Raw genomic sequence first — 19,303 nt, 5'->3', positions numbered from 1 at the left:
TCAAAAGCATCTTCATTACCGCTAGACAAAGAATTACACAACCTCATCCATACATTATCACAAATCAGTAGGTTATTATTTTGTTTTTAGGCAACTTCCGAATAGAAAGGTATTGTACTAATATCTATATGAACCATATGGAATTCCAGCAACATTATCCGACATATAATTATAAAGAAAGAGACGTTGTTCTAGCAGAATTTGAGGAAGCACAAAAAATTGCCAATACCCAAAGTCAACTTTATGGACAGCTAGCTAATTTACTAATAGCATTTGTAACTATTGGAATTACGTTGCTTCTCAAAACTTCTGATGAAGACTTTTCAATAGTTAAGGATAATATTTTGTTCTTAGATTTATTTCTAAGTTTAATAGCCATAGTCATCCTTAGGTATTTTATAGAGTTACAAAGGACAATAGTTATAAATAGTCGTAAAGTTATTACTCTTAGAAGAATGCTCGGACTTGACTATGGGCATTTACAACTAACTATCCCGAACTGGAGAGTTGAAGGTGCAACGAACCCATTTGTTGTTAGACTTTTCCCTGGTTGGTTTAAATTTGGTAGCAGCCCATTTTGGATTATTGCCTTGACTCTAAATGTTTTCTGGTATTTCTCCATACCTTCCCTAGACCTAGTATGGGTTAAATCTTACTGGTTTGTTGTTAACGTCTTAATTTCCGTTTTCTATGCATTGATATTTAGAGTTCAGTTAAACGAGACTCATGAAACATTTTATTTATCTGTTATTAAAAGTATTTCCAGAGTTCTTAGAATTAATGTCACAAAAGATTTTGAGTACATTTTATATAGAGCCAAGCTTTCTGTTAACGAAAAGAATAGGTTGAAATATGAGACAACGAATATTGAAAAGGTTCTGATAGAAATTGAAGACTCTAGGTTTTATGAGCATCGTGGAGTTGACTTTAGATCAATAGTACGTTCAATACTTAGCCTATCAAACAACTACAGAAAGAAAAAAGGTATACTAAGAAGTGGAGGTTCGACAATTACAATGCAGGTATGTAGAACACTTTTCATTCCGTCAAATCAACACAAATTGAAAAGAAAAATAATAGAAATGCTCTTATCCTTTTGGTTTGAAAAGCAATTCAGTAAAAAAGAGATCTTAAACTTTTATTTAACCTCCGTTAGATTTGAGACAAGTGTAAATGGAATAATTTCAGCCTCAAAACATTTCTTTTCTGACATAGACAAAAGGACTTTTTCAAATGAAGAAGCTTTCTTTTTGATTGAAAGATTATCCAACATTTCATCAACATATCGAATTGAAAGAATAAAATCCATTCAGGAAAGGATTTCAAAATCAATAAAATTAAACAGTAATAAGCTATTAAAAATATACGAACAGCAAGGTAGAATAGGGAAAATAAAACTATTGGATTAAAGCCACTTTGACTCCTCCTCGATTGCATCGAGGAGTTACTGCAAATCGGTTTATAACCGATAATTATTGTTCAATTACCAACAGGCCGACTAACAACTTGTGTTTCGGGAAAAGATCCCTACGGGGTGACTGTTCTGAGCAGTGTGTAAAAATGTGGTCTCTTTTGTAAAGCAGAGTTCGGTAGCAATCCCCCACCTACCGCCCTTGTTGGTATGCAATAATCCAGAAAGTCTTCTTAACTTTTCCACTCTTTAGTATTGAGTTTTTTAAGCTGAAAACCACATTCATTTATGCAGTATTCAATCAAAGCCAGTTCATTTTCAAAAAAAGAAGCGTCTGTACAGGCTAAACAATCGGAAATTTCTTTTGGCATTACTCCCGAATCGGCCGATAGTTTACCCAACCCAGCAGAATTATTTTTAAGCTCCTTTTCCGCCTGTATTCTTAAAAATGTAGAGCGTTTTTCTGTTCTCATGAAGTTTGAATATAGCCGTGCAGAGATAACGGTGAATGCCATTCGTTTAGAAAAACCTCCAAGAATGGACGAGATCAATTATGAATTGAAAGTGTATAGTAATGACGAAAGTTTGAACATTGATTTACTCAAAAGGAATATCGAAAAGTTTGGAACGATCTATAATACGGTCAAAGCGGTGTGCGCTATTACAGGAGAGATTAAAAAAGTATAGGAGTAGATAATTCTTCAAACTAAGGCTGGTTCTGCAGTAAAGCCACTTTATTGTATTTCAATTTATTTTTACGGATTTTGTGTTTAAATCGAATTATATGAAACCCATTTTTTTCAGCTTGTTTTTTGTGTTAGGTATAGCACAGGCTTCTGCGCAATTTTTTGTTCAAAAACTCAATCAAAATGAAATATCAAAGGCTGACGAGGCTTATGCTGTTCTTACGAGCGGAGATACAGTTCGTGGTACGATAGGTACAGTGTCGATGTACGACAATTCTCTAGATAAAATCAATATCCGTGAAAATGGAGAACGCTTCACTATCAAAATGGAAGACATTGTTAGACTAGCAGTTTTACCCAGCGAACGCAACCGATTTGATGATATGGCCTTATTGCCAATCCTGAAAAACCTCAAAAACAAAGAATTTATCGAAGTACTTCCAGAAGGAGGCTGGGTATTTTTTGACAAAATTCAACTACCTGGAAAACAAGAGCGATATCAATTAGCCCAACTTATGAATCCAGGATTTGATTCCAAAGTAAAGATATACGCACACCCAGACGCAGAGAGTACGGGGAGCACCTCAGTGAGTTCTATCACACTGGAAGGTTTGAGGGACAACACTTACTTTATTTCGGTAAATGGTGAAAGGGTATTTCAGTTTTATGATTTTCAGTACAGAAAAAGGGGTTTTGAAAAAATCTTTAACTCTTGCCCCACACTAAAAGGTAAAAAACTGAAGTGGAAAGAATTTGCAGAAGATGTATTCTTACATGATCAAAAATGTCTTTAGTAAAAATCAAACAATGAAACCCTTGTCGCAGGTTCTCCGATTTATCTGTCCTTTGGCAGAACCTGTCACGATTATAAACTAGGACTCCAGTCCTTGTGTGCTTGAGTACAAACTCCCTACCTCCCACTTGCTTTGCTGAAGCTTCGCGAAGGCAAGAAGGGCGGACATCCGTGCGAGTTTTAAGCCTCACCGCCCTTGTTGGTGTTCTTCACCAACAAGCCACCTAACAACTTGTGTTTCTGAAAAAGCCCCCTACGGGGTGACTGTTCTGAGCAGTGTATGAAAATGTGGTCTCTTTTGTAAAGCAGAGTTCGGTAGTAATCCCCCACCTACCGACTCTTATTTATAAATAAATTCTAGGCCATTCTATCGGCATTCCACCTAGCTTACAACACTTTGTAGGTATCAGTAATACTCACCCTTAGGGGGTAACTTACCTCATTTTCTAACTATCATATTTGAGTTATCCTTTAATGAGCTAATTAATCATTAAGGATGCTCATCTCTTTCTTTAAGTTATTTCTGAATGGAAGAACTGTGGGCCAATTGACTTAATTTTTTAACTAAAACCCCAACCCAATGCAAGATTCACAAAATCCAAAAAATGCAAGCTCAGAAATCCCAATGGGTGAGTTGCTAAGCTACCACCAAAAAATGGCAGAAAAGTATAAGGATACCGATCCTCTTCAAGTAACCACCAGCCCTGACTTACTTGCTCTAATGATTTTCAATGGCTATTACTCAATGGATAATACGCCTGGAGCTTTCTTTACAGTAGACACTAACATTCATATTCAAAATGGATCTTCCACCCCTATTTATGATCTAGCACTCATCATATGTATGGATGGTAAAACTTCCTATCGTGTTCCGTTTACCGGAACCTTTGATGGTACACACCTGATACAAACCGGAACAGCCGCGAATACCTTCGGTATTTCTCTAAGTTTTACTCATAGTGGCCAGCAAAATGGCACAACAGCCTCTTTCTCTGGTTCCATTACTCCTTTTGGCGGAACGCCTGTAACGGTCACTGGTACAACCTACAATAACCCAATTCCTTATGCTCAATATATTGGCGAGTATTACGAAACCGTTCCACTTCACCTCAGCCCTAGCAAGACGACTAAAACAATGTTACCTGTAATGAAAATTGAAGACAACTATCAAATTTCATATGACATCACGGGGAATGGAACACTAAGTACGGTTGGTTCATTTTCATACAATTTAAACATGTACTTCTTTTCATTTACAGAAGGAAATAACTCCATTAGCCTAATCATGGGCACGGCTGCCGCTGGTGGTTTTGCCTGCAACAATATGACCGTAAATAACACAAGCCATACTGTTGTTTCAAGATCGTTGCAAACCATTCCATTTCCAGTCATGGCATCGAATGAAATACCAAGCCTTACACCAGGTGCAGCCAAGGATTTAGCTCAATTCAGTGGCTATTACTCACTTCCGTCTATTGCTCCTCTTGCCTTTATATCAATAGAAGCGCAATATATAAATGGACTAGGAGATGATTATGTGGTAATGATTGGTGTATCATTAGACGGTGTCACCTCTAAAGGTTTCTACTTCGACACCTCAATGAGTTTCGTTGAAAACAAGCTGACCATGCCTAATCAAGCCATCACGCTCACTTTCAGTAAAGCCTATGATCCAGCCAATAGGTCACTTGCATCGGTTACGGGAACAGTGATGGGGCATAATAACGTAACAGGTTATACCCTGTTTAACCCAGTGCCACTATCTGCTTTTGGAGGTGTACCAATGACCAACAAACAGGGTGTTAAATTGACTGTAGTAAATGATAACGAAGTGATTTATGCTGGCACTCAAATTACTACCCCAATGAAAAGTATTCTTTATGTACCTATCATGTACATATTGGCTTATCCATCTACAAACCCAACTACGGTAATGTCGTTTGGAACAGATGGAAAAAGAGGGAATACCTGTATTATCACCGACAATAATGGCATTTACGTAACCTATGCCATACCTAATGAATCAGCAAATTAGAAAGTAGTGTATTCAAATTGAAATGGTCTCTAGGTAAATCTGGAGACCTTTTTTTCCCACATCTCTTATCGGAATTGCCTCCATCAATCCGATGCATTCTAGCAACTACTGTCGCAGGTGCTCCCAACCTGTGACTATCTATGAATTCGAGGACTCTGTCCGTGCTTAATCGCTAGACGCACATTAAGTACATTTTTATTCTCTTATTTAAGTCCTTAGACACTTCGTTACCCTGCCTGCGGCTGGCAGGTTCAGGGAAGGAAAATAGGCAGTTTCGCTTTAAAGAATGATTTATGATGAAGTAAACATGACCTATATCAGCCACAATTCTCTGTATTCTCACACATTTCAGTTTCGATATTCTTATCGTGAAAATGGTTAAAACCATTGCCTATTGAAGCTCATAATATAGCCCACGGTTTAAACCGTGGGCTATGTCATATAATACAAACATTAACCGTTTCAATGGTTTTATACCATCCAAAACAAAAAAGCATCAACCATTTCTGATTGATGCTTTCAATTTAACTTGAGGCGTTGAGCGGATTCGAACCGCTGTACGAGCTTTTGCAGAGCTCTGCCTAGCCACTCGGCCACAACGCCCTTTCGAGAGCGCAAAGATATCAATTAATGATTATGTGCCCAATGTTTGTTTAAATTTTAAACCTTAAAAAACAAAAAAAGACACCTTATTGCTAAGGTGCCTTTTGTATATGTATTTGAATAAGCTTTTGCCTTATTTCTCCTCTTCAGAAGAAGCTTCGTCAGTTGCAGGTGCTTCTTCGGCACTTGCTTCTTTCTTAGCTTTTGGGGCTGCTTTTTCTTTCTTTACCTCTGCTGCTTTTTTAGCTGCGTTAGCCTTTTTCGTGTTATCTTCCATTTCGGCTTTCAATGCAGAAAGTGCATCAAGATCACCTAAAGTAGAAACATCCTCGTTGTTAGACTTGTTCGCTGCTTTAGCTTTAGCTGGTTTGCTTGCTTTAGCTGGTTTTTCAGAAGGAGCTGGTTTAGTATGAGTGTTTGTATGTGACAATACAATTCTCTTATCATCTTTAGAGAATTCAACCACAACAAAATCAATGGTTTCACCTACTTCAACTTCAGAACCATCTTCTTTCTTCAAATGCTTGTGAGTAGCAAGACCTTCTAAACCGTAAGGTAATTCAAGGGTTGCTCCTTTATCATTTTTAGAAATTACAGTACACTTGTGAGTAGATCCTTGCTGGAATACAGATTGGAAAGTATCCCAAGGGTTTTCTTCCAATTGCTTATGACCTAGGGCCAATCTTCTATTTTCGATATCAAGTTCTAATACTTGTACTTCAAGTTCTTCACCTACTTTAACAAATTCAGATGGGTGCTTGATTTTCTTAGTCCAAGAAAGATCAGAAACGTGTACCAAACCATCGATACCTTCTTCTAGCTCGATAAACAAGCCGAAGTTAGTTAGGTTACGAACAATACCTTTGTGGTTTGTACCCACACCGTATTTCGTTAATACATCACTCTTAGTCCATGGATCTTCAGTCAATTGCTTGATACCCAATGACATTTTTCTTTCTTCTCTGTCAAGTGTCAACACAACCGCATCAAGTTTATCACCAATGTTGATGAAGTCTTGTGGGTTTCTTAAGTGCTGCGACCAAGACATTTCTGAAACGTGAATTAAACCTTCAACGCCAGGGAATAACTCAAGGAATGCACCGTAATCGGCAACATTTACGATTGAGCCAGATACTTTAGAACCGATTTCGATTCCAGCATCCAATTTATCCCAAGGGTGCTCAGTCAATTGCTTCATGCCAAGAGAGATTCTCTTCTTGTCATCGTCAAAATCAAGAACAACCACGTTTACTTTTTCGTCAAGGCTCAACACCTCAGCTGGATCGTTGATACGTCCCCAAGAAATATCTGTGATATGCAATAGACCATCAACACCACCTAGATCGATAAATACACCGAAGTTAGTCATGTTCTTGATCACACCTTCGAGTACTTGACCTTTCTCAAGGTTTTCAAGAATCTTAGCTTTTTGCTTCTCAAGATCTTTCTCGATAAGTATTTTGTGAGATACTACTACGTTATCGTTAGTGTAGTTGATTTTCACAACTTTCACTTCCATTTTCTTACCTACAAAAACATCAAAGTCTCTGATTGGCTTCACATCGATTTGAGAACCTGGTAAGAAAGACTCGATTCCGAATACGTCTACGATCAAACCACCTTTGGTTCTTCTCTTCACCATACCCTCGATCACTTTGTCGTTCTCGTAACCATCTTGGATCAATTCCCAAGCCTTTACGATCTTAGCTTTTCTTCTAGAAAGTACTAATTGACCTAAAGCGTTTTCTTGCTCTTCGATGTATACCTCTACTTGGTCACCTACTTTTAATCCTGGAGTGTCTCTGAATTCAGAAGCACCAACTAAACCATCAGATTTGAAACCAATGTTCAAAACCAAATCTCTATCGTTGATAGAAACGATGGTAGCCGATACAACCTTCTTCTCTTCTACAGTAGTAAGGGTGTCTTCGTAAATTGAAGCTAGTTCTTCTCTTTTCTTGCGAGAGTAACCTTCTCCAAAACCTTTTTTCTCGAATTCTTCCCAATCGAAAGCATCGTCACCTTCAGCTACTTTTGCAGCAGGGGCTTCTTTGATCGACTTTTCTTTTTTGGGAGCTTTCTCAGTAGAAGGGGCTTCTACTTCAGCAGCAGCAGTTTTCACTTCTTCTACTTCGTTTGTCTTATTTTCTTCTGACATAAAAAAACTCTGTGTAATACTCCATCCGGAAACCAGAGCAAAAACCGGTGGATTTTATTTAGATTAACCTTTCGTAAATTACGAAAAGCCCGCCTTACTCAAAACGGACTGCAAAGGTATGAAAATCCATTAAAAATCAAGAATAGAAATAGAGAATTAATTAAGACTCAAGTATTTGAGCCACTGTTCAGAAGTTAAACCACTGAAGTTTCTTACAAACATGATATAAGATGGTTTAAAAGGCCGGTTTTTAAGCAGCATACCTGCTTCTTCTGGGGTTTTATCGCCTTTCATTGAATTGCATTTATGGCAGGCGGCTACTAGGTTTTGCCAAGACGACTTGCCTCCTCTTGATTTAGGCAGTACGTGGTCTAAAGTCAAACTTTTAGTACTTCCGCAGTACTGACATTCTTGACCATCTCTTTTGAATATATTCTGGCGAGAAAGCACCACACTTTTAAACGGAGAGTAAATATATTTCTGAAGTCGAATTACAGAAGGCATTGGATATTGAGCGCTAACGGTTCTCATTACCTTACCCGGTGCATCATGAACCATATCGGCTTTGCTTAGAAATAAGAGCAGAAAAGCCCTTTCAACAGTGCAAACTGTTAACGGGCTATAATCCTGATTTAAAACTAAGACGCGTTTCATGTCATGTGTAATCTCTCAATATTCGCTTGATTTTAAATAAGTGGTGAGAGTAATTATTTTGTTCTACAGAGAAAATGCCCTGATCATCTAACTTATCAATCCTAACTTTTCCCGAAGCGTGAATGATTTCGGTTGGACTTAACACCAATCCTACATGATTCATTTTACCTTCCTTATTGGTAAAAAAGGCTAAATCGCCTGGCATCACATCGGTAAACTTCACTTCCTTTCCTTTGGTAATTTGATCTTTGGAATCGCGTGGCATTCGGTAGCCTGCAACCCTAAGCACCATTTGGGTAAAACCTGAGCAATCAATTCCGAATGGGGTTGTTCCACCCCATAAATAGGGCGCGTTTAAATATTTCTTAGCCAATTCTAGAGTCAAATCAACACTCCATTTTTGGTGTATACTCTTTGCCTCTCCATTAAAAGCAAAGCGTTCCTGATCCATAAATAGTGAATTATTCAAAATAGGTAAAACCGCACCTAAAGTGATATGAATCACGCTTTTACCATAAAGAATTTGTGAAGTAAGATCGGTACATATTTTATATTCCGAATTATCAATTTGCTCGAAATATTCTTGAGAAATACGATAATGCTGCTTGGCATCTATCCAGCCTTCATAGCCATCAAAAGCATTCTTAATAAGCAGCCACTGCTTATTCTTAGATGCCTCCAACACAGTATAATGTTCGCCAAACAACAATTGAGAGATCATTTCAGAAGCATCTGATCCCTTTGCCCTAATTGGCACAATACTCAAACGTGAGATTCCGTAATCAATAGGCTCCATTAGTATTTTACACGTTCTAAGTCCCTCTTAATATCTTTGTCTTTTATTGAATCGCGCTTATCGAAAAGTTTTTTACCCTTGCCCAAGGCTATTTCTGTTTTGGCAAAACCCCTATCGGTTATAAATAACCTTAGCGGTACAATAGACAATCCTTTTTCGTCAAGCTTCGACTCTAGTTTAGACAACTCCCTTTTATTTAAAAGTAGTTTTCGCTCTCTGTCGGTTACATGGTTATTATAGCTTCCTTCAGAAAACTGGGCAATATGCAATTGTTTAATATACAATTCGCCATTTTTAAAATAGCAATAGGCATCTTGTAATTGAACCTTACCTTCTCTGATAGACTTAATTTCTGTGCCTTGCAATTGCATACCCGCCACATATTTGTCTATGAATTCAAACTCATAGCTTGCCCTTCTATTCTTTATATTAATGTTGTTCGAAAACCTATTTTTATCCTTCGCCATCTATCTTTCTAAACTAGTAAAAATTTGGTTCAACTTATCTTTCTTTAAAATTTTCTGTCCGGTACGACCAGTAGCAACCAATCTCTCTCCATCTAAAACTCCGATTTCACAGATCAATTCGTTTTTATCAACTGCTAGCAGTTTGGCTTTAAAATTCAGCTCCGTATTAAAAAGTGCAGGAGAAACATGCTTAATCTCTAACATAGTACCAATTCCTTCTTCGTCTGCCTCTTTCATTTCTAAAGCAAACAAACGCGAAGACCACTCCATTTCTCTAGCTATGGCAAAAGTACTCATTACTTGATGTACTTCGCCAGCATCAAAAGTTGCGGCATCGGTATTTTTAACTATATACCGGTGGATTTTAACAGTACCAATTTCAACCTTATTTACCATTGGCCAAACCCAATTTAGTCTTAATCAATTCAGCCTGAAGTTGTTTAGTCAGCTTTCTGCAGTCGCGCAGTTTATTGGTGCATGATTCCAAACTTTCCTTTTGCTGCCTTACATAAAGATCAGCTTTAATCTGAATTTTCTCTTTAGGAGTCATCTTCTCTTTCAGCTCCTTTTCTGCTTTTAGTGCTGCTTCCAGTTTTTTTCGCATTTTAAACTGGTTTTCCACTTCTGCTTTTAGTGCCTCATTTTCTTTTTGAAGCACAGCTATATAATTCTTAGCAACAATCAGTTGTTCGAAATCTGATTTCATATTTCTTCTAAAATTTCATTCGTGGCAAAGCACTTACCTCTTGGGTGGTGAATTCTCCTGCTAAATATTTATAATGCGCAGCCATTCCAATCATAGCCGCATTATCGGTACAATATTCAAAAGCAGGCACAAAAACTTTCCAGTCTTCTTTTTCCGCCATCTGGTTCAACCCATTTCTTAAACCACTATTGGCCGATACGCCACCAGCCAACGCAATGTTTTTAATATTAAACTGACGAGCCGCTTTTCTCAGTTTCTGTAAAAGCATTTCAACAAGTGTATGTTGAATGCTCGCACAGATGTCGTTAAGGTTTTCATCAATAAAATTCTCATTCTTTTTAAGCTCATCTCTCAAGAAATAAAGGATTCCTGTTTTAATTCCGCTAAAAGAATATTCTAAACCAGGCATTTCAGTTTGTGGAAGGGCAAAACGATGCGGGTCGCCCAACTGTGCATATTTATCAATTAGCGGTCCACCAGGGTAACTTAAGCCTAAAAGTTTAGCCGATTTATCAAAAGCCTCTCCTACTGCGTCATCGCGAGTTTCTCCCACAATTTCCATATCTAAATAGCTTTTCACCAATACAATTTGAGTATGGCCTCCACTTACAGTTAAGCACAGGAAAGGAAATTCTGGCTTCGGATCGTCAATAAAGTGCGCCAAAATGTGGGCTTGCATGTGGTTCACTTCAATCAAAGGAATATTCAAGGCCAAGGCCATTGATTTGGCAAACGAAGTGCCTACCAATAGCGCTCCTAAAAGCCCTGGTCCACGGGTAAAAGCAATTGCCGACAAACTCGTTTTATCTATGGCTGCATTTTTGAGTGCTTGGTCTACTACAGGCACAATATTCTGCTGATGAGCGCGTGATGCTAATTCGGGCACAACTCCACCATAATTTCCATGGACAGATTGTGTAGCGATTATATTATTAAGTACTTTGCCGTTATCTACAATAGCTGCAGAAGTTTCATCGCAAGAAGATTCAAGGGCCAGTATTTTGATATCGGAGGTGGGCATTGACAGAGAAAATTAAAAGATCGCAAGTTATTAAAAAACGGATAGTCAAATCAATAATATGGTTGTGCCTTTCGCCAATCATTCTATTATTTATTGTTATTGGGTTAATCCACCTTCCACCGGTTCAGAATTACTTGGCAGATAAGGCCGCAGACTACTTAACCGAAAACACAGGTTATCGTTCCGAAATTGGTTATACAAATATTCGATGGTTCAATTCTGTTACAATTGATGACTTAACGGTTTACGATCAGCATAACGAGAAAATGATAGATGTGCGTGAGGTCGTTATCTCTTTTAAGCTGAAAGAACTGATTGGCGGAAAGGATATTTTAATCAATGAAGCATGGTTGAACAAGGCTTCGGTAAACTTAAGAAACGAGGGAAACAGCGGATTGAACATTGACAATTGGGTGGCAAAAATCACCGATCTGACTTCATCTTCTAATCTTGACACGACAAACCTCAGTGTATTTTCTATTGATAAGGTTACCCTCCTCAATTCGGAATTTAGCCTTTCTGACTCTAGAAAGGATTCTATCGCTGATGGCTTTGACTACAACCATTTCACCCTAAAAAACTTAAGAACCGATATTCGCAACTTAGAATCCGTTGGTGGCGATTTTGAAATTAATGTCCAGTTTTTAACTGCCGAAGACCAAGCTTCGGGCTTAAAAATAGATAAGCTAGAAACCATTTTTCAGACCTCTCAAAAGAAAATGGCTTTTATTAATCTTGATCTTCTGATGGGAAAAAGTCATATCAAAGACTCGATTGTTTTCAACTTTGAAGATCCTTCGGCCATGAGTGAATTTGTAACCGAGGTAGATATTAATGCCAATTTCGAAAATTCAGTTTTGCATTCTGATGAACTCAGTTTTTTTGTGCCCGAATTCAAGCAATATGATCAAGAGATAGAAATTAGTGGTCGTTTTCAGGGGAAAGTGAATTCATTCTACTCTGATGACTTCGCTATTTCTTTTGGAGAGTATTCTAAACTAAATGGCCGACTAGATATAGAGGGATTGCCCAATATTAATGAAACTATTTTCGACATCGATTTGGACGACTCATTCTTGAAAGCTACCGATCTAAGGCAGTTTATCAACGACCGTACTTTTAAAATCTCCAATAAGCTTGGGTTGGTCAAACTAAATGGTCAGTATGATGGCCTGATTAACGATTTTGTTGCAGATGGTGAGTTTAGAACGGCTCTAGGCTACGTTAAACCAAACGTTCAAATTACCTTACCAGAAAACAAACTTGCCTCATACAGCGGCCGACTAGAGTTACAAGATTTTAACGTTGGCATACTTACGGAAGACAGCGTTTTTCAGAAAGTAAATTTAAATGGAAGTGTTGAAGGTGAAGGCTTTACGCTTGAGCAAGCCAATTTCAAACTCGATGCAAAAGTGAGTAAAATTGGCATTTTGGGCTATGAATATGTGAACATTACCACCAACGGAACATTTGCACAGTCCTTTTTCTCTGGGGAAATCGCTGTTGACGATCCTAATATGATTTTCACAGCAACAGGTTCTGTAGATTTAAGAAATAACAAAAGACTATTCAAAATTAATGGGCGGTTGTCTCGTGCCGATTTGACCGCAATCAACCTAACTGAAGACGAACTCTTTGTTGCCTCCGATTTTAATCTCGATTTCGAAGGAGTTAAACTCGACAGCCTGTTGGGTAATTTCCATCTTACCGATACCTACCTCAAATATGGAAGTAAAGATATTTTGGTTGATTCTGTTTTCTTTTCATCACAGCGTAGCGCCAGAAATAGAAGTGTAAGGTTTAACTCTGATTATTTCAACATTAATATGGATGGCCAATTTGAGTTTTCAACTTTAATTACGGAGCTAAAAAACATCAACGGCCAATACAAACTCGTTTTCTCTAGCCGAAGCAATGAAATTCCTGAATACTTGAAAACAAATGGCCGAAGTCCACAAGCCTTTGATATTACTTACTCTGCACAATTGCCCAATATCAATCCAATTATTCAACTTTTCGATACTGCTATTTATGTGGGTAAAAATGCTTCGTTGAATGGCCGGTTCAACAATTCGAACACCGAAGATTTTCAGTTGAATGCGGAAATCGACTCGCTTATTTATTCAAACATCTCGTTTTTAAACAATGAAATCTATATTAATGCCAGCAGTTTACGTGACCCCGATAAAGTTATGGCCTTGGGTTATTTGTATTCTAAGAAGCAAATTTATGCCAACACTTCAGAAACAGACGCTCTTACTTTGGAGACCGTTTGGGATGGGAAAAGGATTGAATTACGACAAAACATTGAACAAACCTCTAGCGGCAATTATGCAGAAATAGGAGCTGGAATTGATTTCTTTGAAAACAGAACCGAACTCAGGTTTCAAGAATCAAACATTATTGCACTAGACCAAACTTGGAATATCACCGAAGACAACGTGGTTGTTTTTGGTAAAAACAATATTAGCATACAGAATTTAGACATCTATAACGACACTCAGTCGATCACTTTAGACGGCAATATTTCTGTATCTAAAGACAGTACCGAGAGTATGAAAATAGCCTTTGAGAATGTTGAAGTAGAAAACTTAAATACACTTACGCTTAAGTCATATTCAGGGAAAGTCAATGGTGCTATTAACATTCAAAACTTATTATATAACCCCTTGATATTTGGTGATGTCAGTATTAATGAGTTTAAAATTGATGAGTTTTTAGTGGGCGATATAAGCGGTGCTTTGCTTTGGAATGACTTCAATAGAAAATTTGACATCAATATGATTGTTGACCGACTGGGTAAAAAAATCATTCAACTTGAAGGTGATTTTTACCCGACAAGAACCACAAATCAACTGGATTTGGATCTAGTACTCAACGAAGCCAACCTCAATATTGGAGAACCTTATATTGAAGATTACTTCACTAAAATAGGAGGAACAATTAGTGGGAAACTAACCGTTGGCGGAACCGTTTCAGACCCCTTGATTAGAGGCAACGGCACCATTAAAAACGGTGGAATAAAAATCAATTATTTAAACACCCAATATATGTTTGGTGGTGGAGTGAAATTCGATAAAAATCTTATATCACTTTCCGAATTAGACTTCTTAGACATTAATGGAAACCCAGCTCAATTTGGTGGTGAAGTAAGGCATACCTCTTTCCGCGATTTCAGCCTTGACCTCTACGGAAACCTTGACAGGTTTCAAGTACTAAATACAACCATCGACAATGGCGATCTGTATTACGGTAACGCCTACGCTTCAGGAACAGTAAACCTTAGAGGGGCGGCCAGCAACCTTACTATTAATGCAGATGTTACCACAAGCCCGAACACCCAAATTTATATCCCAATAAGTGAAGGGGTTGATGACACCTCTGTTGATTACATCAACTTCATCAACTTAACTGACACCACTCAAACCTATAATTCGAGCGGTGACGAAGTGGATAAAATGAAAATCGAAGGCCTAAAGCTCGATTTGAATATTAATGTTACACCAGACGCTTACACGGAAATCATCATTGATCCGAAAACAGGAGATATTATTAGAGGTCGAGGTAATGGCCAACTTAGGCTGCAAATTGATACCCAAGGAGATTTTCAAATGACGGGTGGTCTAAATATTACCGAAGGAGCTTACAATTTCTCTTTGTACAATATTATCACCAAAGAGTTTGATATTGAACAACCAAGCAGAATTACTTGGTCTGGCGATCCTTATACCGGCATCATGGACATTAACGCCTCTTATTCGCAAAACACATCATTAGCCCCTATTTTAAAGCAAACCGGCTTTGACGATGAGAACTCTAATGTAGCCAACAGAAGGTACCCCACCAAGGTACTTTTGCGACTGAATGGCCCTTTACTCTCTCCTGAAATCGGTTTTGACATTGATTTCTCAGAAGTGAATGCACAAGATTTTGAATTACAGACTGCTCTAAACGCTTTTAAAAACCGACTGGCCAGTGATGAACAAGAACTGACCCGGCAAGTAGTAAATGTAATTGTACTCAATAATTTCTCTGACAGTAATACGCTGAATATTGGAGGGCAAACTGCCTCGCAAAATGTGAGTCAACTTCTTTCGAATCAATTAAGTCAGTTAGTAGCTCAGTTAGATGAAAACCTAGAAATAGATTTCGATTTGGCCTCGTTAGACCAAAATGCTTATAACACTTTCCAATTGCGATTATCATACACTTTTCTGAATGGCCGCTTGAGAGTAACGCGCGAAGGCGGACTCACAAACCAAGTTGACTCAGACAGCTATGCTACAGATATTAATAGCATTGCTGGCGACTGGACGGCAGAGTATTTACTAACTTCTGATGGACGTTACAAAGTAAAAGTATACTCTAGAAGTAATTACAACTTGGTAACCGCTGTTTCAGGCGGAACTACCCAAACCAGTGGCGCCAGCATTACTCAATCAAGCAGTTTTAATAGTTTAAGAGAGTTTTTCACTGGTGTAGATAGAAAGCGTAAAAAGAGACGAGAAGAAAATATAGCCAAAAAGGAAGAAGAAAATAATTCAGGCAACAGCTCGAACTAATCACCTTCTGCTCGGTTATTTTTCCAAACTCTAAGTTACTCATGCCGAAAATCAATGTATTCTGGTTCAGAAGAGACCTACGTTTTGAAGACAATACAGCACTTTATTACGCTCTCAAAGAAAACCTTCCTCTACTCCCCATCTTTATTTTTGACAAAAACATTCTCGATGAGCTAGAGAACAAGCGAGATGCGAGAGTAGAATTTATTCAGAATACCATTGCTGAAATGAATAACAAATTAGGTGCAAAAGGAGCAAGACTAAAAACATTCTACTCTACTCCTATTGATGCGTACAAGGCACTTACAGATGAGTATGAAATCGAGTCGGTTTATACAAATAGAGACTATGAGCCCTATGCTAAAGAAAGAGATAAAGAGATAGAATCCTTCTTAAAAGAAAAAGGAATCGGTTTTTTCACATTTAAAGACCATGTGATTTTTGAGAAAGAAGAAATTGTATCTGGAAGCGGTACATTCTACAAAGTTTTCACCCCTTACAGTAAGGCCTGGCTAGAAAAATACACAACGAACAAACCAACCATATTACCCAATGGCCTGAACTCCGAAAATTGGTTCTCTACTGAGCAAGCAGAAATCCATTCGTTAAAAGAAATAGGTTTTCAGAAAACAGAAATCAACATACCCTCAGACAGCCTGAAAGAAGAACTGATAAAAAAATATGATGAGTTAAGGGACTTCCCAGCCCAAGATGCCACTTCGCGTTTAGGTATTCATTTAAGATTTGGCACCATAAGTATTAGGCAATTGGCACAAAAAGCCGAAAGCATTAACAAAACCTTTCTTAACGAACTGATCTGGAGAGATTTTTATGCAATGATATTAGCCAATAACCCCCACGTGGTGAATAATGCATTTAAGACCCAATATGACCACATTCCTTGGTTGCAAGATGAAGAAGGTTACGAAAAATGGTGTACCGGAAACACTGGTTACCCCATCGTTGATGCTGGCATGAGACAACTAAATCAAACGGGGTTTATGCACAACAGGGTAAGAATGATTGTAGCGAGTTTTCTCACTAAACACCTACTGATAGATTGGCGCTGGGGCGAAGCCTACTTTGCCGAAAAATTGCTCGATTTTGATTTAGCCTCAAACAATGGCGGCTGGCAATGGGCAGCAGGAACAGGTACCGATGCCCAACCCTATTTCCGTATTTTCAACCCAGAATCACAAACCAAAAAATTCGACCCAGAATTAAAATACATTAAAAAATGGGTGCCCGAATTTGGCACTTCAAAGTATCCAAAACCAATGGTTGACCATAAGTTTGCCCGACAAAGAGCCCTTGATACCTACAAAGCTGCACTTGCATAAAATCAGTATTTACTAAACCTATCCTAGGTGCTTTTTTTAGGCCTATTTAATTAATATCTTCGCGATACTCGTCAGCCATACTTTTTAATGGAATATATACCAGAACCAGTAAAAATCTTTATTGTAGAAGATGACCCAGTCTATCAGAAGATGCTTAGGTACATCGCTGAGTTAAACCCAGACCATGTGGTTAAAGTATTTTCCAATGGAAAAGATTGCATTGCTCACCTAAATGAGGATCCTTCAGTAGTGACCCTTGATTACTCACTACCCGATATGACAGGAAACGAGGTTCTAAAAGCCATTAAAAGAAATAATTCAGAAACAAATGTGATTGTAGTGTCCTCTCAAGAGGATATTAATACGGCTGTTGGCTTGTTAAAAGTAGGCGCCTATGATTACATTACTAAAGACGAAGAAACCAAAGACAGGCTTCTCAATGCGATTAATAATGCTAAGAAAAACGCCTCATTAAAGGAAGAAATTATTCAGCTTCGCGAAGAAATTGGTGAAAAATACGAATTTGAAAAAAGTATTATTGGTGAAAGCAAGGCCATCCAAAGCGTATTTAAGCTTTTGGCCAAAGCCATAAAAACCAACATAACCGTTTCTATTACTGGTGAGACAGGAACTGGAAAAGAAGTAATTGCAAAAGCCATTCACTACAATTCTGCTCGAAAAGGAAAACCATTTGTAGCCGTAAACATTGCCGCTATTCCAGACAACCTTATTGAAAGCGAATTATTTGGCCATGAAAAAGGTGCTTTTACAGGTGCTATGGCACGCAGAAAAGGGAAATTTGAAGAGGCAGATGGCGGCACTATTTTCTTAGATGAAATTGGTGAAATGGACATTAACCTTCAGGCCAAACTACTGAGGGTTATACAAGAAAGAGAACTGAACCGTATTGGCGGAAATGAATCGGTGAAATTTGATGTTAGAATTTTAGTTGCCACCCATAAAAACCTAGCAGAAGAAGTTAAAAACGGCACTTTCAGAGAAGATTTGTATTATAGGTTATTAGGTATTCCAATCGAACTTCCACCGCTAAGAGACAGAGATAAAGACATCATACTCATTGCCAAACACCTACTAAATAACTTTGCCAAAGAAAACAGTTTAGGAAAAATTAGCCTAAGCCGAGGAGCTCAAACCAAACTTTTAAAATACGGTTATCCTGGCAATGTGAGGGAGCTAAAATCTATAATTGAATTGGCTGCCGTAATGTGCGAAAACAATCAAATTGAGGAAGAAGATATTACGTTTAATTCATTAGCGAAAGAAGGCCAATTCTTAATGGATGAAATGACCTTGAAGGACTATACCTTTAAAATTATTAGACACTTTTTGGACAAGCATGACAACAACGTGCTTTTAGTGGCCAGTAAGCTCGATATAGGTAAGTCTAGTATTTATAGGTATTTAAAAGAAATGGAAGAAGAGGGTATTTAGTTTGCCTTTACACCTCATTCAGCATTCTTGACACAAAACTTTTTAACGAAGAAAACTCAGCTGACTTTTGAAAGTAAGGGCAGTCGCATTTGATTTTTTTACGTGCCTGTGCCTCATCTAAACTTGAAGTAATTAGAATTGGTATATCACGAAACCTATCATCATTTCGAGTTCTGGCAATAAACTGAAAACCATCCATTTTAGGCATTTCTAAATCAGTTATAATCAAATCCGCATTATTGCCCTTTTCCAACCAAGCCAAGCCTTCTAGCCCATTTTCGTAAATCGACAAATCATATTCTGTTGAAAGATAATGCGTCAAGAGAAACCTTGTGGCTGAGTCATCTTCTAGAATTAATATACTTTTCTTCATAGCACTACTAACTTTCGTGCTGAATTCGTGCCTAAAAAGTACAAAGTGTTTAAAATAACAAAATGAATAGATTTAAATCGTATATCAAATTTCGTTAAGCTCTAAACGTTCCCAATTCGGGATTCTAATCCCCAATTACTGACTAAACTTCGATAATTACCTCTTATAAAAAGCTAAACCTCAAGTGTTTCTTTTTTAGTTATTTTTCCATGTTCAAACTAAGCAAAGTAAAACACTATGCTTAGC

Annotated in this window: 15 protein-coding genes and 1 tRNA gene; 7 read left to right on the top strand and 9 right to left on the bottom strand. The window is 37.9% G+C overall.

From position 1 onward, the window contains the following. The first annotated feature begins 137 nt into the window (after positions 1 to 137). The 4 genes from MB14_RS15650 to MB14_RS15635 all read left to right on the top strand — a co-directional run bounded on the left by MB14_RS15650 (position 138) and on the right by MB14_RS15635 (position 4,925). The gene (locus MB14_RS15650; protein ID WP_062593226.1) at positions 138 to 1,409 is read left to right on the top strand and encodes a biosynthetic peptidoglycan transglycosylase; all 1,272 of its coding nucleotides are present in this window, start codon (positions 138 to 140) and stop codon (positions 1,407 to 1,409) included. Positions 1,410 to 1,699: 290 nt separating this feature from the next. Next, positions 1,700 to 2,098, top strand: coding sequence for an OsmC family protein (locus MB14_RS15645; RefSeq protein ID WP_062593224.1), 399 nt, complete (start codon positions 1,700 to 1,702; stop codon positions 2,096 to 2,098). A gap of 97 nt (positions 2,099 to 2,195) precedes the next feature. Beyond that, the gene (locus MB14_RS15640; RefSeq protein WP_062593222.1) at positions 2,196 to 2,891 is read left to right on the top strand and encodes a hypothetical protein; all 696 of its coding nucleotides are present in this window, start codon (positions 2,196 to 2,198) and stop codon (positions 2,889 to 2,891) included. A gap of 579 nt (positions 2,892 to 3,470) precedes the next feature. After that, positions 3,471 to 4,925, top strand: a complete 1,455-nt coding sequence (locus MB14_RS15635; protein ID WP_062593221.1) for a hypothetical protein — start codon at positions 3,471 to 3,473, stop codon at positions 4,923 to 4,925. A 532-nt stretch (positions 4,926 to 5,457) separates the two neighbouring features. Here MB14_RS15635 and MB14_RS15630 read toward each other — a convergent pair. The 8 genes from MB14_RS15630 to tsaD form a co-directional block, all read right to left on the bottom strand. After that, a tRNA-Cys gene (locus tag MB14_RS15630) sits at positions 5,458 to 5,528 on the bottom strand. Between the two features lie 133 nt (positions 5,529 to 5,661). Next, a complete protein-coding gene (gene rpsA / locus MB14_RS15625) occupies positions 5,662 to 7,686 on the bottom strand; it encodes a 30S ribosomal protein S1 (RefSeq protein WP_084376106.1) in 2,025 nt (674 codons plus the stop codon). A gap of 156 nt (positions 7,687 to 7,842) precedes the next feature. After that, positions 7,843 to 8,340: an HNH endonuclease gene (locus tag MB14_RS15620; RefSeq protein WP_062593218.1), complete on the bottom strand. Its 498-nt coding sequence runs from the start codon at positions 8,338 to 8,340 to the stop codon at positions 7,843 to 7,845. 1 nt (position 8,341) lies between these two features. Beyond that, the gene (locus MB14_RS15615) at positions 8,342 to 9,136 is read right to left on the bottom strand and encodes a C40 family peptidase (RefSeq protein WP_053221809.1); all 795 of its coding nucleotides are present in this window, start codon (positions 9,134 to 9,136) and stop codon (positions 8,342 to 8,344) included. Further along, positions 9,136 to 9,603 (bottom strand): SsrA-binding protein SmpB, encoded by a 468-nt coding sequence (gene smpB / locus MB14_RS15610; RefSeq protein WP_062593217.1) that lies wholly within the window; start codon positions 9,601 to 9,603, stop codon positions 9,136 to 9,138. Before smpB ends, MB14_RS15615 begins: the two co-directional genes overlap by 1 nt. After that, complete coding sequence (locus MB14_RS15605; RefSeq protein WP_062593215.1) at positions 9,604 to 9,999, bottom strand: thioesterase family protein; 396 nt, start codon at positions 9,997 to 9,999, stop codon at positions 9,604 to 9,606. Beyond that, positions 9,989 to 10,309, bottom strand: a complete 321-nt coding sequence (locus MB14_RS15600; protein ID WP_062593213.1) for a hypothetical protein — start codon at positions 10,307 to 10,309, stop codon at positions 9,989 to 9,991. Before MB14_RS15600 ends, MB14_RS15605 begins: the two co-directional genes overlap by 11 nt. Before the next feature lie 7 nt (positions 10,310 to 10,316). Next, positions 10,317 to 11,330: a tRNA (adenosine(37)-N6)-threonylcarbamoyltransferase complex transferase subunit TsaD gene (tsaD, locus tag MB14_RS15595; RefSeq protein ID WP_062593211.1), complete on the bottom strand. Its 1,014-nt coding sequence runs from the start codon at positions 11,328 to 11,330 to the stop codon at positions 10,317 to 10,319. A gap of 134 nt (positions 11,331 to 11,464) precedes the next feature. Here tsaD and MB14_RS15590 point away from each other — a divergent pair, with 134 nt between their 5' ends. From MB14_RS15590 to MB14_RS15580, 3 genes are all read left to right on the top strand, one after another. Continuing rightward, positions 11,465 to 15,892 (top strand): translocation/assembly module TamB domain-containing protein, encoded by a 4,428-nt coding sequence (locus tag MB14_RS15590; RefSeq protein ID WP_062593209.1) that lies wholly within the window; start codon positions 11,465 to 11,467, stop codon positions 15,890 to 15,892. Between the two features lie 41 nt (positions 15,893 to 15,933). Then, positions 15,934 to 17,232, top strand: coding sequence for a cryptochrome/photolyase family protein (locus tag MB14_RS15585; RefSeq protein WP_062593207.1), 1,299 nt, complete (start codon positions 15,934 to 15,936; stop codon positions 17,230 to 17,232). An 87-nt stretch (positions 17,233 to 17,319) separates the two neighbouring features. Further along, the gene (locus tag MB14_RS15580) at positions 17,320 to 18,684 is read left to right on the top strand and encodes a sigma-54-dependent transcriptional regulator (RefSeq protein ID WP_062593205.1); all 1,365 of its coding nucleotides are present in this window, start codon (positions 17,320 to 17,322) and stop codon (positions 18,682 to 18,684) included. 7 nt (positions 18,685 to 18,691) lie between these two features. On the opposite strand, the gene MB14_RS15575 is transcribed toward MB14_RS15580, so the two are convergent. Continuing rightward, positions 18,692 to 19,057, bottom strand: coding sequence for a response regulator (locus tag MB14_RS15575; RefSeq protein WP_062593203.1), 366 nt, complete (start codon positions 19,055 to 19,057; stop codon positions 18,692 to 18,694). Between the last annotated feature and the right edge of the window lie 246 nt (positions 19,058 to 19,303).

This window comes from Roseivirga ehrenbergii (assembly GCF_001593005.1).
GTDB classification, from domain to species: domain Bacteria; phylum Bacteroidota; class Bacteroidia; order Cytophagales; family Cyclobacteriaceae; genus Roseivirga; species Roseivirga ehrenbergii.
Note: the sequence above shows the minus strand (reverse complement) of the source record. Positions and strands in the feature narration are given on the sequence as shown.